Below are 26,810 nucleotides of genomic sequence, written 5' to 3'. Positions count from 1 at the left end.
CTAAAATGAAAAGGCATCCAGCTACAATTATTAAAGTTTACTATTAAGCGGGATTTCAATGCCGGGCAAATCTACTGCCCAACGTTGTTTCTCTTACAACCATCATAATTGCTTTACGCTGTCTGCATTTCATTTTTTAACGCCTCCGTTACCTTAGGCCGGATGTGTTGTGCAAGTCACCGGTCGTAAAACGATTCGGCAGTCAGATAAGTTTTAGTATTCCTTAGTCAGGCAGCACAGTAGCAATTAAGCTTAATCGAGCGACCGTCGGAGGCCCGGCGTGATCGGGCTCCGACTGCCTTTTTTGCCTTTTTTTTTGCAGAAAAAAAGTAGGAGAAATGTTTGTGGCAAAAGAAAAGAGAATGAGTATTATTCAACACTGTTCCATTGATCCGATGAAGTTATCCCTCCATCAACCCATGTCCATTCAATCTTCTGATAAGTAAACGCAACCTGCTCCATCGGCGGCATTTTCTGACCAGTATCGGTGAGATTATTCACCATGTCCAGTGCGATTTCTGAAACCGTAGCGTTTGTGAGTTTTACCGTATAATACTGATGTTCCATGCCAACTGCACCTAAGCCTGCGCGCGTATCCATCGACCAGAAACGGAGCGTAAATTCCGTAAGGTTTTCATTGTTGGTGAGCGCATTGTAAAGGAGCGGCGAAGATTTGTCTACTTCCTTTGTGATGATAAACGGCTTATGCATTCTTTTGCCGGTAGGTAGTCCGCTCGCGGCATCTCTTGGTGAAACGATATCATGATGAACGGCATGAACAAGAATCTGATCTTCACGGCCTTTTTGCGTAACGCCGCCTTTAATTTGTCCTTGTTTTTGTCCTTTGAGCGTGAGATATGCGTTGAGTGCCATGGTGTAATTGTTTTGGTGACATGAAGGTAACGGAAAATGCAGATTTCTTCTTTACCTGCTTTAGCGCCTTATTTACCGACGGGGCTGCTGTATTCTCCGATTGTTTATTCAGAACGCCTGCAGAACAATCTACTTTTGTGCCGATACTTTATAATCAATTAATTCATGAGTAGAGGCAGACATCGCGAATATTCGGAACCGGAGGGCGAGCAGAAGAAATTTTCATTTGGCGAAAGCATGAAAAAAGCCGGGCGTATTTTCAAATTCCTGCGTCCCTGGCGCACCCAGTTTATTATCGGAAACATTTTGTTGTTGATCTCTTCGCTGGCAACAATGACCTTCCCGTTTTTGATGGGTAAACTAATAGATACCGCTACATCAAAAGGCATTGGGACATTGTTTACTGATACCAATACCACGGCGCTGATATTAATGGGTATCCTCATTGCGCAGGCGGTTATCTCTTATTTTCGTGTTTCCACATTTGCAACTGTTACAGAAAAGGCGATGGGGAACGTGCGTACAGCCTTATACGATAAGCTGGTGACGCTTTCCATTCCATTCTTTGAAGATAGAAGAGTAGGGGAATTAACCAGCCGCAGCACCAACGATGTAGACCAGCTGGAAGATATGCTTTCCGATACATTGCCCGATTTTGTGAGACAAGTAGTGACGATGATTCTTGGTATTGTGTTCATCTTTATCATTTCTCCGAAATTGACTTTGCTGATGCTTGCAACGGTGCCTGTACTGGTAATTGTGGCGATGATTTATGGTAAATTCATCCGCAAACTTTCTAAAGAAAGACAAGATGCGTTAGCAGCTTCGAATGTTGTGGTGGAGGAAACGATTCATAATATTCATACGGTAAAATCCTTTACCAATGAGGCTTACGAGTCTAAGCGCTATCGCTCTAATCTGGATAAAGTAATTCAAACCGGTATTCGTGGTGCGGTGAATCGTGGTGCGTTTTCTACGTTCCTGATCTCTGGTTTATTTGGCTCTTTTGTGCTGGTGCTTTGGTATGGTGCTACGCTGATGAAGGCGGGTGAATTGACTGCCGGCACCTTGACCTCATTTATGTTTTACACAGGTTTTATTGGTGGTGCTGTTGCAATGTTTGGTATGTTGTTCGGACGTTTGCAAAAAACAATCGGCGCCTCGGAACGCATCTTTGAAATCCTCGACGAGCGGGGCGAAATACTGATGCCGGAACAGGAAGCTCCCATTCAGAAAATAAACGGTAATATCGAATTTCAGGATGTGCGGTTCCATTATCCAACGCGTACTGATGTGGAAGTGCTGAAGGGCATCTCGCTAAAAGCGAATAAAGGTGATAAGATTGCATTGGCCGGTCATAGCGGCGCTGGTAAGTCCACGATTGCGCAACTGATTCTCCGTTTTTACGAACCTGGGTCCGGAAACTTGCTGGTAGATGGTATTCCCGCACAACAGTATGATCTGCGTGCGTTGCGTCATAACATGGCGATTGTGCCGCAAGAAGTGATTTTATTTGGTGGGACTATCCGCGAAAATATCGCTTACGGTAAGCCAACGGCTACTGATGAAGAGATTATTGCTGCGGCTACAAGAGCAAATGCATGGCAGTTCATCGCTGCATTTCCTGAAGGGCTGAATACGGTAGTAGGAGAGCGCGGTATCAAACTTTCCGGCGGACAAAGACAACGGATCGCTATTGCGCGCGCCATCTTAAAAGATCCTGCCATTCTGATCCTGGACGAAGCAACGAGCTCGCTGGATTCTGAAAGTGAAAAACTGGTACAGGCGGCATTGGAAGAACTGATGAAAGACAGAACAACGTTTATCATCGCGCACCGTCTTTCTACTATTCGCAATGCGGATGTGATCTATGTTTTGGATAAAGGTCGTATTGCAGAGGCTGGGCGTTATGAAGCGCTTGTCCTGACGGAAGGAGGAATATTCCAGAATCTGCTGCAGCTTTCAAATAGTGGACAGTTGACAGTTGACCGTTGACAGTTACTCGTGTTATTGTAATGCGCGAAGCAGTTTGGGCATATTTTATAAGAAAGGTTCAGCGAATGTCTACGACGTTCGCTGAATCTTTTTCCGTCTGGCGCTACGCTAACGCTTGCGCCAGTGCAATAAATAAATCGGCGAATATCTTAGATATTCGCCGATTTATTTATTGTGGTTAAAACATCTGATGTTTTCCTGTTCATTGTCAACTGTCAACTGTGAACCATCTTCTTCTTCGTAGACTTCCGTTTCCCCCACCAAACCATAAAGCCTGTAATCGGTAAGCTCGCTGCAATCAGGCTTGCGAGAAACGCAATGATCTTCCCTACAAAACCCAGTATCTGACCTGTGTGCAGATCATAACTCATTTCATTCAGTTTGAGCCCGGCACTTTTTTTAGTATGCGGTAGATCTTTCAAAACCTTTCCAGTTGCGCGATCTACAAAATAAGTGTCACTATGGTAGAAATGCAATGCTTTCGCGTAAGCCGAAACGATAATCGCTTCTTTCTTTTCATTGCCGCCATAGATCATAAACATTTGTGCATTGGGTGTGTGTGCTGCTGCATAGGCGTAAGCCGCATCCAGCATTGGTTTGCCGTCGTAAATAACGGTGCTGTCTGATTGTGGTGTTTGCTTTTCTTCCGGAAAAGCATGGCCAAGGTTTGCTGTTTTGTTCAATCCGTTGCGCACCCATTCATAGCTCATTGATAAGCCACTGATGGCAATGATCAGTGCAATGATGAGTGCATAAAAGCCGAGGACATTGTGCAGGTCGTAATTCACACGACGCCAGCGGGCACTCCATTTGATCTTAAAGCTTTGTTTGCGCTGCGCTTTATTTCTTGGCCACCAGAGTATAATGCCGGTGATCATCATCACTACGAAAATCACTACGGCAACATCTACAATTGGTTTGCCAATATTTGCGGGCAGCAATAAGTACAGGTGAATGTATTCTACTACTGTAAAGAAATCCCTACGCAGGTTTTGATCTGCCAGAAAAGCGCCGGAATACGGATTGAGGAAAATATTGTGATAATCTCCGCCAGCCAATACCATCACTGTTGCAGATCTGTTGTTGCCCGAATAAATAATGCGTGTGAAGCTCGCATCCGGGTAGCGTTTCATGGCGCTGTCACGAAGGATGGAAGGGGCCAGCACTGGTTTTTGTTCTACGGTTACAAAACGATGTTTTTCCGTAAGATCACGGATATCGTCCTGGAACGCGTAGATGCACCCGGTAATCGCAACTATAAAAACCACAAGCCCGGACGCAAGTCCGAGCCAGAGGTGTATTTTCCCGATCGCCTGTTTGAACAGGGATTTGTTATGTTTCTTTTTGGTCAATGGTCAATTGTGAATGGTCAATATTGGTCAATGGCGAATTGTCAATGGTGAATGGTCAATGTTTGGCGTATAGTGGGCTTCGACTCCGCTCAGCCTGACAAAGAATGGTTATTTATCGCAGTCGATCATTCACCATTGACGATTCACTATTCACCTAGAATTTTACCGCCACACTTGCCATTACTCTGCGCAGCATCTGCGGGTTAACGGTAGTCCAGCCGATGAAGTATTCTTTGTTGGTCAGGTTATCAACTTTCAGTGTCAGACGGTATTTAGGTTGATCGTAAAACACTGACGCGTTCAATACTGTGTACGAAGGCAATGTAAATACGCCGAGGTCTGCATAGTTGTAAGTCGCATTTTCGCTGGCATAGTTACCGCCAAAGCTTGCACCCAGGCCATGTACCGCACCACGTGTGAAATGGTAGCTGATGTAGAAGTTTACGAGATCTTTAGGACCGGCAGTTACCGGGCGGCGACCATTTACACTAGCATCAGCATTGGTCATTTTACTGTCGTTGTACGCATAACCGGCAATGATATTCAGGCCTGGCAATGGATTAGCAATTACTTCTGCTTCCACACCTTTGCTCAGCTGGTTGCCATCCTGCACGGAAGCATTCGCTACTGCAGGATTAGAACGCACAATGTTTTTCACCTCAATATCATAATAGCTCAAAGTACCGGTCAGTCTGCCACCAAAGGTATTTACTTTTACACCACCTTCATATTGACGCGCTTCCTCTGGTTTAAAAGTAGTGGTCATGAGGTTGCCGTTTTCATCTGCTGTCTGACCAGGCGCTACGTTCTGGAAGCCGCTCTGGTAGTTGGCAAACAATGCTACTTTATCTTTTACTGGTTGGTAAACGAGACCAAATTTCGGAGCCAGTGCTGTTTGCTGGTAGCCACCAGTTGTGGTGTTAGAATTAGGATCATAAGTGCCTTTGTTGTCGAAGCGGTCCACACGCAAAGCGGCCATCGCCATGAAGTTGTCAGTGATGTTCAGTACATCAGATGCATAAGCACTGTACGTATTTTGACTGGTCACACTTTTATATTCAGGACCATTTGCAAACAAACCATTCAGTGAAGACAGGTTGAAATTGCTGTAGTTCGGATTGTTTGGCTGCGAATAATTCACGGTATCAAACACCCAGCTTCCGCCTGGCAGATAGCCGTACATGTTTTTCAGCTTAGAGCTATATACATCGATACCACCAACGAAACGGTTACGCAGATTGCCGATTTTAAAATCACCAACGATGTTTTGCTGTGCTTCAATAACACTTTCAGTAGCGTCGGTATTGTACACATCGCGCGTCATCAGGTTGTTTGGCATCAGATAAAACCAGTTGAGCGGGCCGGAGGCTGTGTTGTTGCTGCTCGATACCAAAGTCTGTGTAGTCCAGTTGTCAGAGATCTTATACTTCATAGTTGCAAAGAAGTTAGCCGTGTTAGAAGTGACAGCCAGATCATTGCTGATGAAAGATTGCTTAAAGTCGAAATTCAGTTTATCAGCGCGGTTTACACCCAGTTGGTCAATCGTATAGCTTGGATCGAAGTACAGCGTTTGTTCCATTGTCTTTTTCACGTTCATGAATTCAGCCTCTACTTTAAAAGACAACCGGTCATTTACTTTCAGTGACAGACTTGGTGCGAGGAAAATCGTTTTATTAAAACCATAATCCTGCCAGCTGTTTTGTGTGGTATAAGCAGCATTGACACGGAAGAGCGCCGTTTTATCTTCATTGAGTGGTGTGTTTACATCAGCCGTTACGCGAGCGAGACCATAGCTGCCGATTGTAGCGGTAGCTTCACCGCCAAATGTTTCGTACGGACTTTTAGTAACACGGTTTACGAGACCACCATAAGAAGTAAGTGCACTACCAAAAAGTGTTGCGGAAGGACCTTTGATTGATTCGATGCTTTCAATGTTGGCAGCGTCTGCATTACCGGAAACCTTACCGGCAATACCGTCGCGAAACATGCTTTGTGTATAGAAACCACGTGATGCAAAATAAGAACCGCCATCACCACCGCGACCAGTTGAAGCCCAGATACGGTACAAACCAGTTACGTTTTTCAATGCGTCATCCTGGCTGGTTGCCAGTTGTTCCTGCATTACTGCTTTGGTAACGGTGCTGTATACCTGTGGGTTCTCCAGATTTTTCAGCGGCAGCTTAGAAACATAGTCGCTGCTGTGGTTGGCAAATTTGTTTTTGCCGGTCGATACCACAACTTCCTGCAATTGTTTTTCAGAAGCAGAAAGTTGCAGTTGGATTTCTTCGAAATGACCGGCTTCCACGGTGACAGTTTGGGAAATTGGTTGAAAACCCGGTACTGATACAAACAATGTATAAGTGCCTGGCTGAAGATTATTGATGGAGAAGTCGCCGCCTTCTTCGCTGAGTACCGATTTGTTCAGTTCTTTAACGATGATGGAAACGCCTTCAGCAGATTTTTTATCGGAAGTAGTGATCACACCCTTAATACCGCCTTTGCCCGGTTCGGGAGCATCGGTAATATTTTTGGCCGAAAGGGAAGTGGCACAGATTATAAGTAAGATAAACGTAATGAGTCTTTTAAACATGCTTGCGGTTTTTCGGCCGCAAAGTTCAGACGAATCTGTTTTTTAGGCTATCAAAATCAGGAAAACGTCTTTTCAAAATGCGGAAACTATCAGATAATAAATGTGTTATGTATGGATTGAACGTTCATTTGGAGAGAAAGACACGACCGGTAATTGATCATAGTGGGTAGAAATTACATGTAAAGGACGGCCTCAGGAGGTATATCGGACCGGGCGGCACCTATATTTTGACACCGCTGAATGTGGTTGCGGAAAGTGTATTGAGGTCTTCGGAACAGAGTAGGACCCGGTCTTTTAGAGGTGTAAATAGCCTTTGGAACCGGGTCAGATAGTCAGATGAACCGGGTTCGATCCTTAATTGGACCTAATTGCATCTGGTTCCGGACACAATTGGGGGCCGTTGGAGACCGGCTTGTACTTACTATTTAACATATCCATACCCGGTTCCGGGCCGGGTGTAACAGGGTTATTGACCGCATGGAATACCGATTTGGACCTATCCATACCCGGTCTGATTGAGTATTGGACCCGGTCAGATAGAGGTTGGGGGGAGTACTCGCAACTGTATGTACGCGAAATCAGGTTGCGACGTCATCGTATAGTTGATGATATGTAGCTCGCCCGCGTTTGTCCTCCCGATGACGACGAAGGAGGAAGTGGGGATCTGATTTCGCGCTTAATGCTCCCGGCGAGCAAGCACACGTACAGTTGAGCGAAGTCTCCCGACTTCGTTCCAGCGGACGCGGTCTCCTGACCGCAGCAATCCGGTCGGGAGACCGGTTTCCACTACAACAAAGTCAGAGACTTTGCTGAACGGAGAGTACTCGCAACTGTATGTACGCGAAATCAGGTTGCGACGTCATCCCCCACAGCGTTGCTGTCAGGTGATTCCTCGCAATGACCGTGTTTTTTGATCCCGTTGGTCATCCAGAGGAGGAGGTACGACGACGTAGGGATCTGATTTCGCGTCGGGGAGTACTCGCAATTATATGTCCGCGAAATCAGGTTGCGACATCCTCGTGCCTCGTCTTCGCAATGCCCGTGTTTTTGTATCGTCCGTCGTCAATTGTCCCTTGTCAATTGTTCATTGAATTATATTTGCGGATGCGTAAACTTAGTTTTATCGTGGGCCTCGGCCTTTTATTTGCGGGTTGTAGTAGCAATGAGCATGATCTAAAAATTCCCGATACCGTTGCGGTAACGAAAAATGCCAATGAACAGCAATTTCCCGGAACGAGAGTTTTGATGGAAGTGCCGAAAGGATATGAGCTCTCGCGTCAGTTTGTGCGTTTTCAGAAAGATAGCAACACTTATATTCAGGTGCTGGAAAGTCCGGGTACAGACTTTTATGACCGTAAACCTGCCGTGATGAGTGGTTTTGATGCGGCGGTCAAATCAGGTAAGATTTCTAAGGAATACTATAAGAAAGAGTTTAAACTGGGTGCATACGACGCGCTACTTTATTATGCGGCCGATGATCAACCCAACCAGGAACAGATCGTTTTATTTTTCGGAGACAAACAATTCGCTGTAATGGCATCGGGTGAAATTCCAGCTGGTAATAAAGAGGCCAGAGAAGAAGTTTTGCACGCGTTGCTGTCTATGAATGTTGACACGGCTACTAAAGCTGATGTTACATCGCTGGCCGGTTATACAGTTGATGTTGCCAATACTGAATTTGCTTATAATGGCAATGCTGGACAAGCATTTTTCTACACCATTGGCGGTAAAGGCGATCCTGTCAACAATCCGTTTGAAGATCAGATCACCGTTTCTACACTGCCGGCTATGACCAACGAAGCGAAAATGCTTTATGCGCAAAAACTGCTGGAACGCTATAAAAGCCGCATGAATGTAACTGATGTGGCCGAAAAAGAGGTAAACCTGAACGGCAACTATGCTTATGAAATCAGTTTTAAAAGCGAATACCAGGGCAAGAAGAGCACGGCTTATCAATTGGTGACCGGCGATGATAAAATTACATTGCTGCTTGTTGGCAGTATCTACAACAGACCAGAAGTGTTGATGCCGCAGGTGAAGCAAATAGCACAGACATTGCGGGTAAAATAAAAAGACAGTAAAAAGGGTTATTTTAGAATAACCCTTTTTTAATGCCATAAACGTTCACCTTATGACCACCACACAAAAAATACTTCTTATTGCTGCGCTACTCTTTGGCAACACTGCATTTGCGCAGACGAAAGTGATCAGAGCACATTCCAGATCGGTCAACATCAGAGATGGAGATGAGTTTCGCAAAAACGGCTGGAGTATTTCGCCAGAGATAAAACCGGATGTTTATACGACTTCGTCAAAAGGAAAGAAGGTTACGTTTTATACAGACATCGATTCCATTACAGTCAGCATTACGCCTGCCACTAAGTTTGATTTTATCATTCTGCTCAACGATTCCATCAAAGCGGAAACAGAGATCAAATACGTGCCGGGCTATCTCGATAAGTTGAAAGCAGCTGCAGTATACAATTCCAAAGACAACAGACCTATACCGAAGTTTGAATATCAGAATGCCGGTAATCCGAATTTAGTAGCGTTGCGAAAAGCATTTAACCTGGATTCTATTGCAGGGCAGGGAAGTGAAACACTCAAAATAATAAATCTGCTGCACTGGATTCATAATCTCATTCCACACGATGGGCAGCATGATAATCCGACGGTGAAAAATGCAATGAGCATGATTGCACAATGTAAGAAAGAAGACCGCGGGTTAAATTGCAGAGGACTGGCTACTGTTTTGAACGAGTGTTATCTTTCTATGGGCATCAAATCAAGGTTTGTGACCTGTATGCCGAAAGATTCTGTTTTTGATGATTGCCATGTGATCAATATGGTTTATCTCGAAGAAAAGAAAAAATGGATCTGGATTGACCCGACCAATAACGCTTATATAATGGACGAAAAAGGGGAGTTGTTGAGTATTGAAGAAGTGCGCGAACGGCTGGTAAACGGAAAGCCTTTAATCTTAAACCCGGATGCAAACTGGAATAATAAATCGTCAGTCACCAAAGCGAATTATTTATACAACTACATGGCAAAGAATCTTTATCGGTTCGAATGCCCGCTGGTGAGTGAATACAACTCCGAAACATGGGCGGATGTCAGGAAAATAACCTTTGTACAATTGCTGCCGTTGGATGCGTATCATCAAAAGCCAGATCAGTCAACGCATACGAGCACCCAGACAGGCACCACATTTACTTATTATAAAACCAATAACCCGGCAGTGTTCTGGCAATTGCCTTGATGGTTAATGTGGGTAATGTGATTAACGTGGGGAATGTACCATATTCAATTTATAATCTACAAAGCCCATCTGTGCGGATGGGCTTTTATAATAAAGGTCAGCAAGACTTACTTAGTGTAGTATGCCCATTGTTTAGAGGTTGCGGTTACACCGCCTTGAATTTCTTCGTCGACGGTATATAATTCCATCGCGTTGCTGGTAAGGCTCACGATTTGTGCCGTAGAGGTATCGGTAGTACTAGTAATGGTAATATTGTTTCCGTTTACTTTGTAGGATGATGTGTCGTATTCATTACCGAAGAGGGTATCTACGATCATTGAATAGACTTTTCCGTCACTTCTAAAATCCATATAGGATCCTGTCACGTCGGTAGTGTCGGTGCCCATGGAAACCCCACCTATTGAAGTGGTGCTTACCACGGTATTAAAATTCCATTTTGCGACAATTGCTGTGCTGTTATTACCACCGCCGTTGTCGTCATTTTTTTTACAAGAGGCAAAAGCGATGCCCATAATGCTCGCTGCTAAGACAAGTTTCTTCATAGGTTTTTTTTAATATGAAGCAAACAAGATAATGTAAAATGCGATATGTAGGTAGCCTCGTTAAGGCGGGTCATGTGATTAATGTGGGGAATGTGTAATATTCTATTTACAATCTATAGTCTGCAATCTGCAATAAACAAAGCCCATCCGTGTTGGATGGGCTTTGTTTTATAAACGTTTGCAAGACCTATTTACTTAAGTACATCCAGTCATTTATTTGGGCACTCATGCCCATCGCGCCCTGTTGGTATGTGCTGTACAACGTGAGTGCATGGCCGGAGAGCGTTGTAATCTGCGCCACGGTTGTATCAGTACTAGTAGATTTAGTCATATAGAGATTGGATCCCTGTATTGTGTAATGTCCCGTATCATCGCTTGGGGAATTGCCCACAATATGAGAATACACTTTACCGTCGCTGGTAAATTGTATATATGATCCGTCATTAATTTGCATGGTGTCAGTGTAAGTAGTATCCATCGATACGCCATTTATTGTACCGTGGATTGCTGTTTGCTGAACGTCGGTGTCCCAGTTCCATTTGCCCAAAATGGCTGTGTTGTTGTTGCCGCCGCTGCCACCACTGCTGTTGTCATCGCTTTTTTTACAAGAGGTAAATGCAATGCCGATAAGGCTCGCTGCAAGGAAGATTTTCTTCATAGGTTATTTTGATATATTGGGCGCAAAGATAGCGTTTGGCGTTAATTGGTTAAATAGTTAATTGGTTAAATGGTTATTTGGGTAACGTTCAGTATTAACTGAGAAAATCCTTCCAGAAAGGGATGTCCGGAATCACATAATCATCGTCGTACGATTCAAAATAGTCGTTGTATGCTTCATCCCTGACCCAATAATACTGCTTTGCTTTCTCGTCAAATTCCTTGTGGTAAATATTCAGGTGCTCGGATAATTCGTTGAGGAGATAGTAGCGGAAATTGGAACCATAGTACACGATCTCGCTGCCCCAGACAGAAAGGACAGGTGTTTTTCCCTCGAAAGTGCTTGCCAGTTGAAACCTGTGGCTCGTTACCGGTATCAGTTTGGGCGCTGATTGATATAGCTGGTCAAACAAGCGTAGTCTTTCTCGTACTTCTTCTGGCCTTTCACCCCAGGTATCCAGCCAGAAGTTATTTTTCACATCCTGTGCGATCGTATTGTAATCCCAGTCCAGCATTTTGATCACTTCATCTTCGTCATGCCAGTTGCGAAAAAGCGGGCGTTCCTGAAACTGGCTGCGCGTTTTAGGATTATAGTCGCCGATTCGCTCTTTCTTGTCCGGCGTATGGAGGATTTTTAAAAATGCTCTGTGCTCCGGCGTAAACGTTAGATTGTATTTCCTTTCCACCTTGTCAATCTGCTCTTCCGTCATTCCAGTCCACTTGGCGCCGTACGCCCATTCCGGGCATTTATACTCATTTGCGGGATTATTTGGATCGAGGCTCCAGAATGCTTCGGTTTGATTCTTTAACCAATGAAGGAATTGTATATAGTCGTCAGGTATTAGTTTCATTGTAGCACGTTGGAATCGGCAATATTACGAAACGAACACTACCTGCCGAAAATCAGAAAATCGGCTATCAACCGTCAGAGATTGCAGAGATCAGCGATCAAAGAGCTATTTTTGCCCCAAATTCTCTCTTTTGTCCAATAACGATAAAATGCAGGCTTTCGAAAACCGTCTGCAGAAAGTACACAAACACATCAGTAAAATTGCCCGTAAGCAAAACATCAGCTGCTTCCGGTTTTACGATCATGATATGCCGGAATTTCCATTTGCTATTGAATGGTATGACGGCGTAGTGCATGCTGCTGAGTACAAACGTCGTCATGGTATGGAAGATGAGGAGCACGAAGCCTGGTTGCAGGCTTGCCGGGAGATCATTGCCCGTGTGGTGGAAATTGGCACGGAGAATATTTTTATGAAAGTGCGTCAGCGCAAAGCTGGTCGTCAGGGACAATATGAGAAATTCGGCGAAGAGAAAGTAGAACGTATTGTCAGCGAAGGTGGTTTGAGTTTTATCATTAACCTCACTGATTATCTGGATACAGGCCTTTTTCTGGATCACCGCATTACACGCGGCATGGTACGTGAAGAAGCCAAAGGCAAGCGTGTACTGAACCTGTTTTGTTATACGGGTTCATTTAGCGTTTATGCAGCTGCGGGCGGCGCCAAAAGCGTTACTTCTGTTGATCTTTCCAAAACTTATATCAACTGGGCCAAGCGTAACATGCAGTTCAATAAACTGTATGACGATAATAAACACGAATTCGTGCATGCTGACGTGATGGAAATCATCAATGAACTGCCGGCTGATATGTATGATCTGATTGTTTGTGATCCGCCTACATTTTCCAACAGTAAGCGCATGGAAGATACTTTCGATGTGCAGCGCGACCACGTGGTACTGATCAAAAAGCTGTTGAAAGCCTGTACGGAAGAAGGTAAGATTTATTTCTCCAATAACTATAAAGGTTTTCAACTCGATAAGGAATCCATTCCTGCTTTCTCGATTAAGGATATTACCGGTGCCACTACGCCGTTTGATTTTCAGGGAAAACTAAACAGGGCCTGCTTTCTGATTCAGAAATAGGATAGTATCAGGTAGTAAGTATAAGTCGCAAGCTGTGGTTACTTAAAAATAAGGGACGCTTTTTTGTCGGGTTGACGAAGGAAGCGTCCCGCGTTATTTGGCTATTCACTACTCACCAATGACAACTCACATAATCCTGTCATATTTTTGTTTTTAGGTATATTTGTAGCGCTGTTTCGCATAAGTTCATTTCTTCGAAAATCTTATGTTATGCGCTTGCTTGTATGCTTTACGGTTGTGCTTTTTCTGTCGATGAAAGTCTCGGCACAAGAAAAGCCTGCTATGCGCAAAATGCAGGATACGCTGAAAGAAATAACCATTCATAGTCAGTCGGTGAAACCTGTGTTGCATTCCGCACGCGAATATGTGGTGGACTATGATTTTGTAGACGGATACATACTGGTAGCCAGTTACAGTAGTCCTAACCGGAAAGATCCTAAATTATTTCTTCTGAGTAAAGCCGGTGATACCGCGTCGCTACTGTATTTGCCGGAAGCGCCTGATGAATTATTTAAAAGTTGCGCTGGACAAATGTATTGCGTGAGTAGTCGTGCTATGTATCCGCTGGAGGTTGATACAGGTAATCTATCAGTAAGGCAGGCTTATGATTTATCTGTTTTTGATCAGCTGAAAACATGCAGCTTTGCCACCCAAAATCAATACTACTATAAGATTGCTGACCGGCAGCATTTCAATATTCTGTATGCTTATCGCAAAAAAGATGATTCTGTGTGGCATCCGGGCATTGGTTTTGATGACGCAAAAACGCGTGATGCCAGTAATGAAGAATGGGGTGCAGTACTTGCGCTACTTGCGGGTGGCAATCCTTCGGGAGCTGCAAAGCAGGCCGGAATGCGACATCTGCTCAATAAAAATGCATACGCCTATTTAGATCAGCCATTATTTCCGGAGAACGACAAAATCAGATCGTTTGATTTTCGCAGCAGGCAAATCTGCACTTATGATCTTGACGGGCGTTTGATGGAATCGGTAGCGATGCGGTTTGATTTCAGAAATGTGCAGCGTATGGAAGTGATTAAAGATCCTGTGACGAACGAGTATTATTTGCACCGGTCGGATAATAATGCAGGGCAAACGCTTGCCCGTATTGATTTGCAGACAGGCGCGCTATTTGTTGCCATTCCGATTGAAAAGCCGTTTATCTCCAAGTTGAAAGTTTTCGACAGTGAAATTTATTATCTCTTTCAGAATCCGGCCGAGCCGGACGTGCAGCAATTATATGTGCAACGGGGATTTTAGCTGCTCCTAACGATTGTCAGGCCATTGTCGAAATTTACCGTGGTTTATAACTTGTCATTTACAACTTATAACTTACTATTTACAACTCAAACCCATGCGTGCTGTTTTCCTATCTATCCTGTTATTTCTATCAACGCCGCTGCTGGCGCAGGAAGTCAACCGTCCAATGCAGGATACGCTAAAGGAAGTAACTATTAAAAGTCAATCCGTAAAACGCGTATTGCATTCAGCAAAGGAATTTGTTGTAGACTATAGTTTTGTAGACGGATATATACTGGTAGCCAGTTACAGCAGTCCGAACCAGAAAGATCCCAAACTCTTTTTACTGACCAGAATGGGAGATACGGCATCCATAGCACATCTGCCGGAGGCACCTTCCGAATTGTACAAAAGCTGCGGTGGTAAATGGTATTGCGTTACCGATGATGTACTTTATCCGCTTGATATAGATACCGGAAATCTGCAAATCAGCGGAGCGTATTCATTGTCTGTGTACGATGAGTTGCGCATCTGCCAGTACGCCACGCAAGATGTGATATACTACGGTTTTTTTGACCGTCGCAAATGGGACATTACTTATGCCTATGCTAAAAACGGTAAAGATGAACTCCATACTGTATTGCATTTTGACGACCGGCAGACAAGAATCGGTAAAGAGACTGAGCGGAAATTTCCATTATCGGCAGGTGCATCTTATTTGCTGGACAGAAATGCATTCCGTTATTTAAATCAGCCGCTGTTTTGGGAAAGCAACAGAATCGTTGCGTTTGATTTCCGCACAAAACGCATCGTAAAATATGACCTCGAGGGAAATCTCCTTGAATCTGCGCCTTTTCATCTGAGTTTTACAAATGTGCAGCGCCTTGAGATTATTCAAGATCCGGTGACCCGCGAATATTATCTGCATCGTTCTGATAATCCCGCGCAGCAAACGCTTGAGCGCATCAATATGCAGACCGGCGAACTATATACCGCTATTCCTATTGAGAAGCCTTTCATTTCCAAGCTAAAAGTTTTCGACGGCGAGATTTACTATCTCTTTCAGGATTCCGCCGAGCCAACTACACAGCAGCTGTTTGTGCAGAGAGGGTTTTAAGCCTTCTCTAGCTCCTCCAAAGGAGGAACGACGTCGCAATCTGATTTCTCGGTGTGTTTATTCAAAATGGGCTTAAGGAAACGGTATTGATTTATTATTGGCCATTGCTTAATTTGTAACTCTGTTCCCAAAGGGATCCTATAACATTGACCGCGTTTATCATTTCAAGCGTTTTCGGATTGTTTGATTTGACAGTAATAAAAATGATATCTGTACTGTGCCAGTCGCCATCCCGTGCGAATTCTATATACAAGTCTTCGTCAGTGCCGATAAACAGATGTTCGTAAAAGATGTTTTCATCTGAGTCCGTACTAATGAGACCATATAAAATGGCTTCGTAGTCTGTTTCCGAGAAATCAAAATAAATGGTTCCACTCATTACCCACAAAAAACGATGGAGATTTTCTTGTAATACCCAGAATTCATAGATGTTTTTCATAATGGTGTCAATTTTCAATCAAAAATTTCCAATCAAAAATAAATTAACTTGCAGCATATTTCTCTGAAATGGCTGATAATTCAATAATCGTAGTAAAGAATCTCGTTAAAAAATATGGTGATTTCACCGCTGTAAAAGGCATTAGTTTTGAGGTGAAAGAAGGTGAAATCTTTGGTTTGCTAGGCCCGAACGGGGCAGGGAAGACCACCACATTGGAGATTATCGAGACACTTCGTGAGAAAACATCAGGTGAAGTATGGGTAAATGGTTTCAATCTCGATAAACAGCCACAGGAAATCAAAAATGTGATCGGCGTGCAATTGCAGGCTGCAGGCTATTATCCGAACCTTAATCTCGTGCAGATCATCGAATTGTTTGCAGGTTTGTACAACCGTCCGGTAGATCCGATGGCGCTGTTGGACACTGTAAATCTTCGCGAAAAAGCCAAAAACAAATATAAAGAGCTCTCCGGCGGACAGAAGCAACGTTTCTCGATCGCTACGACGCTGATCAATGAGCCTAAAATCATTTTCCTCGACGAACCGACAACAGGGCTTGATCCGCAGGCGCGCCGCAATCTCTGGGATTTGATCCGTCATGTGCGCGACCGTGGCACTACCGTAATTCTTACCACACACTACATGGATGAAGCAGAAGAACTCTGCGAACGTATTGCCATTGTAGATGCGGGTGAAATTATTTCTTTAGATACCCCGACAGGTCTGGTAGACAAATTAATAGCAAGCGGTTTCAAGCGTACAAAAGAAGTGAAAGCTGCGAATCTTGAAGATGTGTTTATTGAGCTGACTGGACGGGATATGCGGGAGGATTAAGTTAAAAGGTTAAGACGTTAATAGGTTAAAACGTCGCGAGATGGTGGAACTTCATTTTCGAATTACATTTTGATGGGGCGTATCAATCTCAATTGACTTTTGACATTTCACGTTTGACAAGCACTAACCAATCACCATTGACCATTCACGAACATCGCCGGATTGTCAAATTATCAAATTGCCGAATTTCAGTATGAAATACTCAATACTCATTTTTACGCTTCTCCTGACTGCCTGCGGCCGTGACAACATACGTTTCGAAGCACGGGAAGATATCGATTCTATTATCGCTGCTGATAAAGAGATGTCGAAGACGTCGGAACAGCAAGGTTTTAATAAAAGCATGCTGACAAGCCTTTCCGATAGCGCAGTTTTGTTGCGCCCGGATCATGCGCCGTTGAAGAGTGCATCACTGCAAACGTTTCTTAATGATGGTGCCGACAGTAATTATGTGGTTACCTGGGAACCAAGCAATGGGAGTGTAGCTGTTTCAGGTGAGATGGGTTATACATACGGCATCTACACCGCGCGGAATAAAAAGGACGGCAGTGTTATGAAAGGCACTTATACGACCATCTGGGTAAGAGCTCCGAAAGGTAAATGGAAACTGGTACTTAACTCCGGAAATCCGGGTATTCAATAAGTTCAATTGACAGTTGATATAAATGCTTTGCGTCTTAGCTCCTTATGCATCTTTGCGGGAAATATCTTGCGCAGGAAACTCTTTCTCCAAAGTAGTTCGATAGTAAATGACTTCTACCACACTGAGCACATAATAACATAAAGGCAATAGCAGCAGCCAGTAGATGCCACTGATAAGCGTTGTGATTAACGGCACAAAGAAAATCGGTCCCGCTTTGGGAACGATAAATCCTGCAATAAAACATAGCAGCGATAACACCAGAATGATCTGCAAAGATCGAAGCAGCCAGGTATAAATTTTCCTTCCGATAAAAGGTGTATACTGATCTCTGTTGGCCCAATGTACGCCGAAGCTTATGAGTTGCAGCGCAAACAATAAAATCAAAACAAAGCCAGCTTTCCGGTCTGTAAAAAAAGCAGTGAGAATAATCAGCACAAGAAAGCTTTGCACCGCCAGTCCAATCAGTTTTAGCTTATAAAATTGCTTCGTTATCATAAAAGAAAAATCCGGCTACCTGTAGCCGGATTTCTATCAAAAATTAAAAGAAATATCCATTCGCTTCCACCGCACGGGCTGCTATTCTCCGGCGCGCTTCTTTGGTGTTAAACGCATTTGTTTTCGTGAAACGTTTCAGGCCCATCAGCATCATACGTTGTTCGTCGCCATCGGCAAATGCATAAATTGCGTCTTTGCCTGCATGATTGATACGGTCTGCTGCGTCGTTGATGAAAGTCCGCGCGGCATCATAAGCCAGATCAGCGAATTCGTTGCCGGCATTTTTCATTTTAATAGCGCGCATCAACATGCTTTCTGCCTGGAATGTATCGATGGCCATATCCGCAATATTCATCAGCACTTCCTGTTCGCCTTCCAGTTTTGCCTGCAGTTTTTGAACAGCACCGCCAGCACACATCAAGATCGCTTTCTTGAAATTAGCGATGTATTTCAGGTCTTCGGCAAATGGTGCATCATCGGTACTGAAATCAGGAATGCTGGTCAGTTCTTTCTGGATGGCCATTGCAGGGCCGAGTAAGTTCAGACGACCTTTCATAGTGCGTTTCAAATACATATCCAAAGTCAGCAGACGGTTAATCTCGTTGGTGCCTTCAAAGATGCGGTTGATACGGCTGTCGCGATATGAGCGGGAGATGTTGTAATCATCCATAAAACCGTTGCCACCGTGAATCTGCACGCCTTCATCTACAACAAAATCCAGGCATTCAGAACCCAGTACTTTCAGCATCGCACATTCAATGGCGAATTCTTCTGCGGCGCCGAGTAATGTTTCATTATCAGGTTTACCTTCAGCTTCCAGTGCTTTTTCTTTATCGTCGATCCATTGTGCGGAGCGATACAAAGCACTTTCGGACGCAAAACAACGGATCACCATTTCACCGATCTTATGTTTGATAGCGCCGAAATTAGTGATGGAAGTTTTGAATTGTTCCCGTGCTTTTGCATAAGCCACGCTCGTGTGTAAAGCACGCTTTGCGCCGCCTAAAGCCGCAGCGCAGAGTTTTAAACGTCCGATGTTTAAGATGTTGAAGGCAATGATGTGTCCACGACCAATTTCGCCCAACACATTTTCTACCGGTACTTCGCAATTTTCAAAAAACAGCGGACAAGTGCTGGACCCTTTGATGCCCATTTTATGTTCTTCTTCACCTATCGTCAATCCGGGCGTACCGCGATCTACGATAAAGCCGGTGAATTTATCACCATCTATTTTTGCGAATACGGTGAAAACATCAGCAAAGCCAGCGTTGGTAATCCAAATCTTCTGGCCGTTCAGTAAATAATGTTTGCCATCTGCGCTGAGTGTAGCGGTAGTTTTTGCGCCCAGTGCATCCGACCCTGATCCTGGTTCTGTGAGTGCGTAAGCGCCTTTCATTTCGCCTGTCGCCAGTTTCGGAATATATTTTTGTTTTTGGGCTTCGGTACCAAAATAAAGAATCGGTAAAGATCCGATACCGTTATGTGCAGCCGTTGCTACTGCGAAAGAATGTCCGCCACCGAGTTTTTCAGTAATCAGCGTTGCAGTTACAAAATCTTCGCCGAGTCCGCCGTATTGTTGCGGAAAGGCAGCGCCGAGCAAGCCGAGTGCGCCTGCTTTATCAAGCAATGATGGCATTAAGCCCGGTTCTTTGTTGTCGAGTTCGTTTACTTTTGGTAATACATCTTTTTCCAGGAAATCATCGCACATTTTAGCAATCATGTGCTGCTCCTCTTTGAAGTCTTCCGGCGTAAAACTAGTTGCCGGATCAGGAGCCTGTATCAGAAAACTGCCACCTTGCAGTGTATTAGTTTGTGTTGGTGCTTCCATAGAATTATGTGCTTTCTATAAAGCTACCGATTATGAGGGAATTCGGCAATTGGTTAATTTGTTAAATCCTTTGCCTCGTTAATCGGGCAAAAGGTTAATCTGGTAAGGCGTTAATAATTGGGAATTGGCCGCGCAGGTAAGTCTTCAATCGCTGTAATTTTCAGTTCTATAGGATCGTTGCAGCTTTGCGCCGCCGTGAGAAAAACTTTTGCATCTTTGCTCTTTCGCGCCGTTGCGGGACCATTAAAAATCGTCAATGCCTGAAATTAGCTTCAATAACCGGAAACTGCATTACCTGCAAATGGGATCGGGGCCGGAATGGCTGATTGCGTTTCACGGGTATGGCAATAATGCTTCTATTTTTAAAGATCTGGCAGCGGAGCTCGGCGAACGTTATACCGTTCTTTCTTTCGATCTTCCTTTTCACGGCGGCAGTAGTGGCTGGCCTGATGATAGTGCTTTTTTGAAGGATGATCTGGTCGCATTGATGAAAAGTATACAGGCACTTACCGGTGCAGAATCGTTCAGTCTTATGGGTTACAGCATGGGCGGCAGAGTATGTCTTTGTGTGGCAGAGCTGATGCCTGAAATCATAAAGCAGATTTTGCTGATTGCTCCGGATGGACTCGTGTTTAATTCCTTTTATTATTTCGTCACGCATGTAGCAGCCGGCAGATATCTTTTCCGGAAATTTCTGACTTCGCAATCTATCTACGCACCGGTGATAAATGGCCTGCGCAAATTGCATTTGCTTGATATCTCCCGCTACCGTTTTGTCATGCATTATCTGGAATCAGAGCAGTCGAGACATATGCTGTTGAAGGTATGGCCCGCCATGCGTATGCTGATTCCGGACCATAAAAAGTTAAAGGAAAACATTAGTCGCGACAGTATCCCAATACACATTTTTATGGGGCAGTTTGATCGGGTAATACCTGTAAAACTCGCCAGGCAGTTTTCAAAAGACTTACCCACCGTACATTTGCATGTGCTGGCTAAAGGACATAAACTTTTAGATGGGCGCTCTAATACGGAGATTGCGTCAGTATTGCTGTAAAATTGTGAAGTGGCCGGTGCAAAGTGGTAATGTTTACATTTGCGGGATAGCTTTTCGGTTTAAGCGTTTTTGTTTTACGCGCTGATTTTTGACTTTTGAATTTTGACTTTTGAATTTCTGTGTAATAGTAATCTGTAGTATTCTTCTTGCCGCATACGTGCTGCTGATGCTGCTTTACCGGAAAGGCTGGATGCAACAACCGTCATTTACAGTCGTCTCCGATTTTGTGCCTGAAACGGTTATTAGTATTATCATTCCTGCGCGTAACGAAGCACAAAATATCGGCGCCTGTATTGACGCTATCCTGGCGCAGCATTATCCTGAAGATTTGTTTGAAGTAATTGTTGTCGATGACCATTCCACAGACAATACTGCGGCCATTGTAAACGGATATGTGCGATCAAATATAAAGTGTATAGCGTTGGCTGATTATTTGGCGAACGGTGAAGTGGTCAATGCTTTTAAGAAGAAGGCACTGGCTGCGGGTATTAGTGTTAGCACCGGCGAATTGATTGTTACAACGGATGCAGATTGTACGGCTTCGAAAGAATGGTTGCGATACATTGCCGCGTTGTATCAAACCGAAAAACCGGTAATGATTGTGGCGCCCGTTGATTTTACAAACGATCGTTCTGTGCTGCAATTATTCCAGTCGCTCGATTTTATGAGCATGCAGGGTATCACCGTTGCGTCCAATAGACTGAAGCTTGGGAACATGTGCAATGGCGCCAATCTGGCCTTTACCCGCGCTGCTTTTAATGCGGTAAACGGTTATGAAGGAACGGAACACCTGGCTTCCGGAGACGATTATCTGCTAATGATGAAAATGCAGGACCGTTTTCCGGAACGGATAGATACGCTCAAAGCGCAGCAGGCTATTGTTCGCACAGCGCCGCAAACAACCTGGAATGGTTTTCTGCAACAGCGGATTCGTTGGGCGTCGAAGTCTGGAAAGTATAACGACAAACGTCTGACGATTGCTTTAGTGATGGTTTATCTGCTGAATGTTGCAATGCTTGTGCTGCTGTTTTTTTGCTGTAATAAGTTATGGTTAACTGTGCTGCTGCCTATGTATTTTGTAAAGACCATTGTCGAAATTTACTACCTCATTCCCGTTTCCCGATTCTTTATGAAAACCAGACAACTGGTTATTTTTCCTTTTCTGCAGCCGCTGCATGTGCTCTATATAAGTTTGGCAGGATTTTTGGGGATAGTGGGAGTGTATAAATGGAAAGACCGGAAGTTGAAATAACTTTTTCCTTATCTGTTTATGAATTAATTAAATAACTTATATTTTTGTAACAGGAATAATCGTCTATGCGTAAAATAATTTTCTTCGCGGTTATATTATTGTTGCTTGGAGTAACCGGATATGTCTATTGGTTTTATTACAGAGTATACGGCGATGGTATACGCGATGGGAAATTGCTACGCTTCTCCAGGCGCGGTCAAATCTTTAAGACCTACGAAGGACAGATTCAATACGGCGTTGGCAATATTGGTGCCGGCAGCTACAATCCTAACTATTTTTATTTTAGCGTTACAGATGAAGCGGTTGCCGACTCACTGGAAAAGTGTTTGGGTAAAATTGTGAACGTTCATTACGTACAATACATGCGCAGCTTGCCTTGGCGTGGTGAAAACTATGGCGACAAAACAGAAAGTAGCACGCAGTGTATTGTTGATAAAGTGGTGGATGTAAAAGATGCACAGGGGTATTAACCCGCCTGAAGGGATGTCGCCGCGTGAGGTGTATCTCATGAGCGAAATTTGCGTCTTCGACAGAAATCCTGACGGAATATTTTTAGAATGAAAACAACCTACCATACCGATAAAATCTGGACCATCTCTGGGTTTCTTACCCCAGAGGAATGTAGTGAACTTATTGCCCAAAGCGAGCAAATAGGCTTCGAAGAGGCAGAAGTAAGTATTGCATCTGGTCCGCAGATGATGAAAGCTATACGGAATAACTATCGATTGATGGTCGATGATGAAGCACTTGCACAACGCTTCTGGGAAGAGCTGAAACAATTTTGTCCGCAAGAAATAGATGGCGCAGTAGCCGTTGGGCTCAATGAAAAATTCCGGTTTTATAAGTATGAATCGGCACAACGTTTTAAAAGACATATAGACGGTCGTTTTCGCCGTAGTGAAAACGAGGAAAGCCGCATCACTTTTATGATCTATCTCAATGATGATTTTGAAGGTGGCGTTACAGCATTTGACGATGTTACGATTATCCCCGAAACGGGCACTGCACTGTGTTTTATCCATGAATTAAAACATGAAGGCACCCCGGTGATCAGCGGAGTAAAATATGCACTGCGGTCGGATGTGATGTATTTGAAAAGTCAAAAGTAAAAAGTCAAAAGCGCAGAGTTTGTCCTGGTTGTTTCACGAAGGAGCAGTTTTTTCGCATTTGTCGTGTCGACGATAGAAGACATTCCGCGGAAAATAGATTTATATCCCGCTGTAGAGACGTTATACGCAACGTCTCCAAATAATGTTAGGACAAATGGCTTCTATGAAATGGATCGCGTTGGGAGTGCTCTTCCTTCGGAGAAGTTAGAGGAGGCCTCTACGACAGCAACAAAAACACCGCCGGCTGCTTTTCCAACGTTGGTTTTCCTTTCTTCCAGTCTGCAATTGTTTTAGTGCGAATAAATGCATCCGGTGCAGAAATATTCTGTGCAATCGTCAGTCTTGTGCTGCCTTGGCAATGTTTCAGCAGTTCATCCAACATTGCATTGTTGCGGTAAGGCGTTTCAATAAAAAGCTGTGTTTGATTTTCTTTCTTCGAAAGCTGCTCCAGTTGTTTGATGCGTTGGCTGCGTGCGGGTTCTTTTACCGGAAGATAGCCGTTGAATGCAAAACTTTGTCCGTTGAGGCCAGAAGCCATCAAAGACAATACCAGTGAACTTGGTCCTGTCAGTGGCACAACAGTTGCACCTATTTCATGCGCTACACGCGCCACTTCAGCGCCGGGATCTGCGATACCGGGGCAGCCAGATTCACTCATAACACCAATATCATGGCCATCTTTCAACCATTTGCGCAACAGTGCCAGGTCCGGACCGTTATGTTTATCAATTTCCGAAAACTGAATTGGTTCAATGACCAGATCAGGATGCAGCGATTTCAGAAAACGACGCGCTGTGCGAACATTCTCCGCAAAGTAATATTTCAGATCACGTGTGTATGCGGCTACATCGGGAGATAATGTGTGCAGTGCGCCTTCAGCAATCGGAATAGGAATCATGTATAAACGGCCAGTCTGTTGCATAGACTGCAAAAATCTAAAATCATTCGAATTTTCCGACCTTTAAATTTATAATCGCTGCCGATTTTATGATTTTAAAGCCTGAATTCTACCACCGGAAAAATGTAGTACAAATTGCAAAAGACCTGCTGGGTAAGTTTCTCGTGACCAATCATGATGGTGAATATACTTCCGGTATGATTGTGGAAACGGAGGCATATGCAGGTGCCATCGATAAAGCTTCTCATGCATTCGGCAACCGGCGTACGGCAAGGACGGAAATAATGTATGGTGTCGGCGGCAAGGCTTATGTGTATTTATGCTATGGTATTCACCATCTGTTTAATGTCGTAACCAACGAGGCTGAAATCCCACATGCAGTACTGATCCGCGCTGTGGAGCCGGTAGATGGCATTGATATTATGTTGCATCGCCGAAAAAAGGAGAAACTTGCACCCGCGCTCTCGGCCGGCCCTGGGGCATTGAGCGAAGCCCTGGCTATTTATACAAAAGACACGGGACTAGATCTGAGCGAAAAATCTTCCTTGCTATATATAGAAGACCGGGGTATTAAAATCCCCAAAAGCCAGATTGTGGCAGATACGAGGGTTGGGGTAGCTTACGCAAAAGAAGACGCGTATCTGCCATATCGATTTTACATCAAAGACAATAAGTATGTCAGCAAAGGAAAAGGCTTGAAATTACCAGCCTAGTTCCAGAATTTTGCCCATCGTTTTCCGCGCACCCTGAATGTCGGGATTCGATGGGGCCAACTGATAAATAGACAACCGTTTGTTTTTATAATCCTTCTTCCAGATATAGATATCCGTGTCTGGCGCGCCTTTTAGCAATTTTTCTGGTCCGGATTTCAGGTATAAAAGCGTTGTCTGGGTTATATCTGCAGATTCTTCGAGGCAGTCACCGGAGTAACAAAGTGCATAACCTACGAAATCCTGTGAACCATTGATGGTGCCGTCTGCGCTGAAACTGATTTTTTCTGTGGTGGCTTTATCGTTTTTATAAACAATATAGTTGCCCGCAATAATAGCTGCATTGGCTGCCTGTGGAAATGCAGGCTTGAGCGATGTATCGGTATTTACCTGCGTAAAATGCAGCGGGACTTTGTTCTTGCCAGAAGAGTCGGTGATTGTAATTTTGGCGGAGTCTACAGCGAAATAGATATCCAAATCCTTTCTTTCCGCCGCATAACGAATCCGGTAGCGGTTTTGCTGGAGATGCGCATAATGCAGTTTATAGGGCGTTTCAAAGCCATTATCCACAGAAACGGAATCTTTGCCATCAAATATCATTTCTGCGTACAACCAGTCTAAATCTGTTTTTGGAGTCGCGCCTGAGTCTTTAATTTGCTGAATAAGCGTGCTGTTTACCCAATGACCTTTGATGGTTGCCGCTGTGTTTGCCGGTGGTCTGTGCACATACTTGCAGGCGCTTGTAAGAAGCGTTCCGCCCAAGAAAATTAATGCAAATTGAAGCTTTCGAACCATTTAACCTGTTGTTAGATAATTACTGCTACACAAAAAAAGTGCCAGATGTTATTCTGGCACTTTTCAAAAATATTTCCTGTAGTGTTATTAGAACTTAGGACAAGCGAAGTTGTAGTTTGGCTGAGGGCCGCGTTTGTTGATATTTCCGTTGAAGATCAGGGAAATTTCATAAGCACCTACACCACTTGTAGCGGCAGTGAATTTAGAGATATTAGCATCGTAGCTGAAACCCAGTTGCATTTTTGACCATTCGAAACCGATGTAAGGACAAAGTGCATCACCGTAGCGATACCATGCGCCGAGATAGAAAACGGTATTTTTCTGATACTCCATGTCATGGCCAGGATTCAGTACAAAGCCTGCAGCGCCGCCTACGAGTGCTTCCCATGCTTTAGCCTGAGATTGGTACAAACCACTTGCATACAACACCATGTTTTCATTCAGATCAAATGAACCACCGAGGTAAGTAGAAACGCGGGTAGCGATTTTCTGGCTGCCACCCATGAATGTTTCGACTGGTTGCGTGAGGTGATAAACCGAAAGACCAGCATACATTGTAGCGTGCTCGTTCAAACGGCCAGTGTACATCAGACCCACGTTGAAGTCTGGGTATGTAAGATCTTTATTTGCAAAGTTTTCATTGGTTGGGAGATCGTCATAACCCGTTGCAGCGTTAAACTGATCTTCGAATTTTACTTTGCTGAAATCAATTGATTTCTGAACCAGGTAACCCTGAATACCTAAAGAGATCGTATGTTTCTTTTCAGCACCCAATGATTTGTGATAAGCTACTGACAAACCAACGGTTGTATTGCTCAATGCTCCTTTACCAGAGCGGTCATAAAGGCCTAAGATACCAATTCCCAATGCATCGCCTTCCGGTAATTTCCCTTTTAGCGTAGCCATGTCATAAGAAATGGTCCCTGTCATATAAGGAGTTGAATTAACAGACATCCACTGAGCGCGGTAGTTTGCTGCAAGACGTACATCTCCCTGAGTAAGACCAGTTAATGCAGGGTTGAGCGTAAGGGGTGATGCAAAATATTGAGTGAAGTGCACATCCTGAGCTTTAAGAGCGCCTACGGTCATCATAGCAACGCCAACTCCGAGTAGTATTTTCTTCATCTGGGAAATTTTATGAAATGGTTAAACTAAGTTTCTGCAAGCCAAAATAAGGTAAAAATTCTTACTA

26 protein-coding genes are annotated in these 26,810 nt (G+C 44.1%); 14 read left to right on the top strand and 12 right to left on the bottom strand.

Going from position 1 to position 26,810, the window contains the following annotated elements:
- Positions 1–369: 369 nt before the first annotated feature.
- Positions 370–873, bottom strand: coding sequence for an Hcp family type VI secretion system effector (locus tag DN068_RS04620; protein ID WP_110997713.1), 504 nt, complete (start codon positions 871–873; stop codon positions 370–372).
- Between the two features lie 20 nt (positions 874–893).
- Here DN068_RS04620 and DN068_RS22040 point away from each other — a divergent pair, with 20 nt between their 5' ends.
- Both DN068_RS22040 and DN068_RS04615 read left to right on the top strand, forming a co-directional pair.
- The gene (locus DN068_RS22040) at positions 894–1,046 is read left to right on the top strand and encodes a hypothetical protein (RefSeq protein ID WP_165836275.1); all 153 of its coding nucleotides are present in this window, start codon (positions 894–896) and stop codon (positions 1,044–1,046) included.
- A complete protein-coding gene (locus tag DN068_RS04615; protein WP_110997712.1) occupies positions 1,039–2,868 on the top strand; it encodes an ABC transporter ATP-binding protein in 1,830 nt (609 codons plus the stop codon). Before DN068_RS22040 ends, DN068_RS04615 begins: the two co-directional genes overlap by 8 nt.
- 215 nt (positions 2,869–3,083) lie before the next feature.
- On the opposite strand, the gene DN068_RS04610 is transcribed toward DN068_RS04615, so the two are convergent.
- On the bottom strand, positions 3,084–4,220 hold the full coding sequence (locus DN068_RS04610; protein ID WP_110997711.1) for a PepSY-associated TM helix domain-containing protein: 1,137 nt from the start codon (positions 4,218–4,220) through the stop codon (positions 3,084–3,086).
- 154 nt (positions 4,221–4,374) lie between these two features.
- Entirely contained in the window at positions 4,375–6,810 is a 2,436-nt protein-coding gene (locus DN068_RS04605) for a TonB-dependent receptor (protein WP_110997710.1), read from the bottom strand.
- A 1,104-nt stretch (positions 6,811–7,914) separates the two neighbouring features.
- Between DN068_RS04605 and DN068_RS04600 the strand changes: the two genes are divergently transcribed.
- Both DN068_RS04600 and DN068_RS04595 read left to right on the top strand, forming a co-directional pair.
- The gene (locus DN068_RS04600) at positions 7,915–8,880 is read left to right on the top strand and encodes a hypothetical protein (RefSeq protein WP_110997709.1); all 966 of its coding nucleotides are present in this window, start codon (positions 7,915–7,917) and stop codon (positions 8,878–8,880) included.
- A 61-nt stretch (positions 8,881–8,941) separates the two neighbouring features.
- Complete coding sequence (locus DN068_RS04595; RefSeq protein ID WP_110997708.1) at positions 8,942–10,072, top strand: transglutaminase-like domain-containing protein; 1,131 nt, start codon at positions 8,942–8,944, stop codon at positions 10,070–10,072.
- Between the two features lie 107 nt (positions 10,073–10,179).
- Here the strand turns inward: DN068_RS04595 and DN068_RS04590 are convergent, their stop codons facing one another.
- The 3 genes from DN068_RS04590 to DN068_RS04580 form a co-directional block, all read right to left on the bottom strand.
- Positions 10,180–10,614: a lipocalin family protein gene (locus DN068_RS04590; RefSeq protein WP_110997707.1), complete on the bottom strand. Its 435-nt coding sequence runs from the start codon at positions 10,612–10,614 to the stop codon at positions 10,180–10,182.
- Between the two features lie 187 nt (positions 10,615–10,801).
- Positions 10,802–11,272, bottom strand: a complete 471-nt coding sequence (locus DN068_RS04585) for a lipocalin family protein (protein ID WP_110997706.1) — start codon at positions 11,270–11,272, stop codon at positions 10,802–10,804.
- A 94-nt stretch (positions 11,273–11,366) separates the two neighbouring features.
- On the bottom strand, positions 11,367–12,122 hold the full coding sequence (locus DN068_RS04580; protein WP_110997705.1) for a hypothetical protein: 756 nt from the start codon (positions 12,120–12,122) through the stop codon (positions 11,367–11,369).
- A gap of 148 nt (positions 12,123–12,270) precedes the next feature.
- Here DN068_RS04580 and DN068_RS04575 point away from each other — a divergent pair, with 148 nt between their 5' ends.
- From DN068_RS04575 to DN068_RS04565, 3 genes are all read left to right on the top strand, one after another.
- Positions 12,271–13,203, top strand: coding sequence for a class I SAM-dependent methyltransferase (locus DN068_RS04575; RefSeq protein WP_110997704.1), 933 nt, complete (start codon positions 12,271–12,273; stop codon positions 13,201–13,203).
- Between the two features lie 210 nt (positions 13,204–13,413).
- Positions 13,414–14,463 carry a hypothetical protein gene (locus DN068_RS04570; RefSeq protein ID WP_123985230.1) on the top strand — a complete coding sequence of 350 codons (1,050 nt, stop codon included), beginning with the start codon at positions 13,414–13,416 and terminating at the stop codon, positions 14,461–14,463.
- A 94-nt stretch (positions 14,464–14,557) separates the two neighbouring features.
- Positions 14,558–15,559, top strand: a complete 1,002-nt coding sequence (locus tag DN068_RS04565; RefSeq protein ID WP_110997702.1) for a hypothetical protein — start codon at positions 14,558–14,560, stop codon at positions 15,557–15,559.
- 94 nt (positions 15,560–15,653) lie between these two features.
- On the opposite strand, the gene DN068_RS04560 is transcribed toward DN068_RS04565, so the two are convergent.
- Complete coding sequence (locus tag DN068_RS04560; protein WP_110997701.1) at positions 15,654–15,998, bottom strand: hypothetical protein; 345 nt, start codon at positions 15,996–15,998, stop codon at positions 15,654–15,656.
- Positions 15,999–16,066: 68 nt separating this feature from the next.
- Between DN068_RS04560 and DN068_RS04555 the strand changes: the two genes are divergently transcribed.
- Both DN068_RS04555 and DN068_RS04550 read left to right on the top strand, forming a co-directional pair.
- Positions 16,067–16,831 carry an ABC transporter ATP-binding protein gene (locus DN068_RS04555; RefSeq protein ID WP_110997700.1) on the top strand — a complete coding sequence of 255 codons (765 nt, stop codon included), beginning with the start codon at positions 16,067–16,069 and terminating at the stop codon, positions 16,829–16,831.
- A gap of 193 nt (positions 16,832–17,024) precedes the next feature.
- Positions 17,025–17,474, top strand: a complete 450-nt coding sequence (locus DN068_RS04550) for a YybH family protein (protein ID WP_110997699.1) — start codon at positions 17,025–17,027, stop codon at positions 17,472–17,474.
- A gap of 42 nt (positions 17,475–17,516) precedes the next feature.
- On the opposite strand, the gene DN068_RS04545 is transcribed toward DN068_RS04550, so the two are convergent.
- Positions 17,517–17,969, bottom strand: coding sequence for a hypothetical protein (locus DN068_RS04545; protein WP_110997698.1), 453 nt, complete (start codon positions 17,967–17,969; stop codon positions 17,517–17,519).
- Between the two features lie 43 nt (positions 17,970–18,012).
- The gene (locus tag DN068_RS04540; RefSeq protein WP_110997697.1) at positions 18,013–19,797 is read right to left on the bottom strand and encodes an acyl-CoA dehydrogenase family protein; all 1,785 of its coding nucleotides are present in this window, start codon (positions 19,795–19,797) and stop codon (positions 18,013–18,015) included.
- 256 nt (positions 19,798–20,053) lie between these two features.
- Here DN068_RS04540 and DN068_RS04535 point away from each other — a divergent pair, with 256 nt between their 5' ends.
- From DN068_RS04535 to DN068_RS04520, 4 genes are all read left to right on the top strand, one after another.
- The gene (locus tag DN068_RS04535) at positions 20,054–20,854 is read left to right on the top strand and encodes an alpha/beta fold hydrolase (RefSeq protein ID WP_110997696.1); all 801 of its coding nucleotides are present in this window, start codon (positions 20,054–20,056) and stop codon (positions 20,852–20,854) included.
- A gap of 109 nt (positions 20,855–20,963) precedes the next feature.
- Positions 20,964–22,106 carry a glycosyltransferase gene (locus DN068_RS04530; RefSeq protein ID WP_110997695.1) on the top strand — a complete coding sequence of 381 codons (1,143 nt, stop codon included), beginning with the start codon at positions 20,964–20,966 and terminating at the stop codon, positions 22,104–22,106.
- 65 nt (positions 22,107–22,171) lie between these two features.
- On the top strand, positions 22,172–22,576 hold the full coding sequence (locus DN068_RS04525; RefSeq protein WP_110997694.1) for a hypothetical protein: 405 nt from the start codon (positions 22,172–22,174) through the stop codon (positions 22,574–22,576).
- 87 nt (positions 22,577–22,663) lie between these two features.
- The gene (locus DN068_RS04520; protein WP_110997693.1) at positions 22,664–23,215 is read left to right on the top strand and encodes a 2OG-Fe(II) oxygenase; all 552 of its coding nucleotides are present in this window, start codon (positions 22,664–22,666) and stop codon (positions 23,213–23,215) included.
- A 217-nt stretch (positions 23,216–23,432) separates the two neighbouring features.
- Here the strand turns inward: DN068_RS04520 and DN068_RS04515 are convergent, their stop codons facing one another.
- On the bottom strand, positions 23,433–24,137 hold the full coding sequence (locus DN068_RS04515) for an SAM-dependent methyltransferase (RefSeq protein WP_110997692.1): 705 nt from the start codon (positions 24,135–24,137) through the stop codon (positions 23,433–23,435).
- 65 nt (positions 24,138–24,202) lie between these two features.
- Here DN068_RS04515 and DN068_RS04510 point away from each other — a divergent pair, with 65 nt between their 5' ends.
- Complete coding sequence (locus tag DN068_RS04510) at positions 24,203–24,826, top strand: DNA-3-methyladenine glycosylase (RefSeq protein ID WP_110997691.1); 624 nt, start codon at positions 24,203–24,205, stop codon at positions 24,824–24,826.
- Here DN068_RS04510 and DN068_RS04505 read toward each other — a convergent pair.
- Both DN068_RS04505 and DN068_RS04500 read right to left on the bottom strand, forming a co-directional pair.
- On the bottom strand, positions 24,815–25,618 hold the full coding sequence (locus DN068_RS04505) for a hypothetical protein (RefSeq protein ID WP_110997690.1): 804 nt from the start codon (positions 25,616–25,618) through the stop codon (positions 24,815–24,817). The genes DN068_RS04510 and DN068_RS04505 overlap by 12 nt on opposite strands.
- A gap of 87 nt (positions 25,619–25,705) precedes the next feature.
- Entirely contained in the window at positions 25,706–26,743 is a 1,038-nt protein-coding gene (locus tag DN068_RS04500; RefSeq protein WP_110997689.1) for a PorP/SprF family type IX secretion system membrane protein, read from the bottom strand.
- Positions 26,744–26,810 lie beyond the last annotated feature (67 nt).

It is taken from the genome of Taibaiella soli, assembly GCF_003236175.1.
In the GTDB taxonomy this organism is placed as follows: domain Bacteria; phylum Bacteroidota; class Bacteroidia; order Chitinophagales; family Chitinophagaceae; genus QKTW01.
This window is presented reverse-complemented; position numbering and strand designations above follow the sequence as displayed.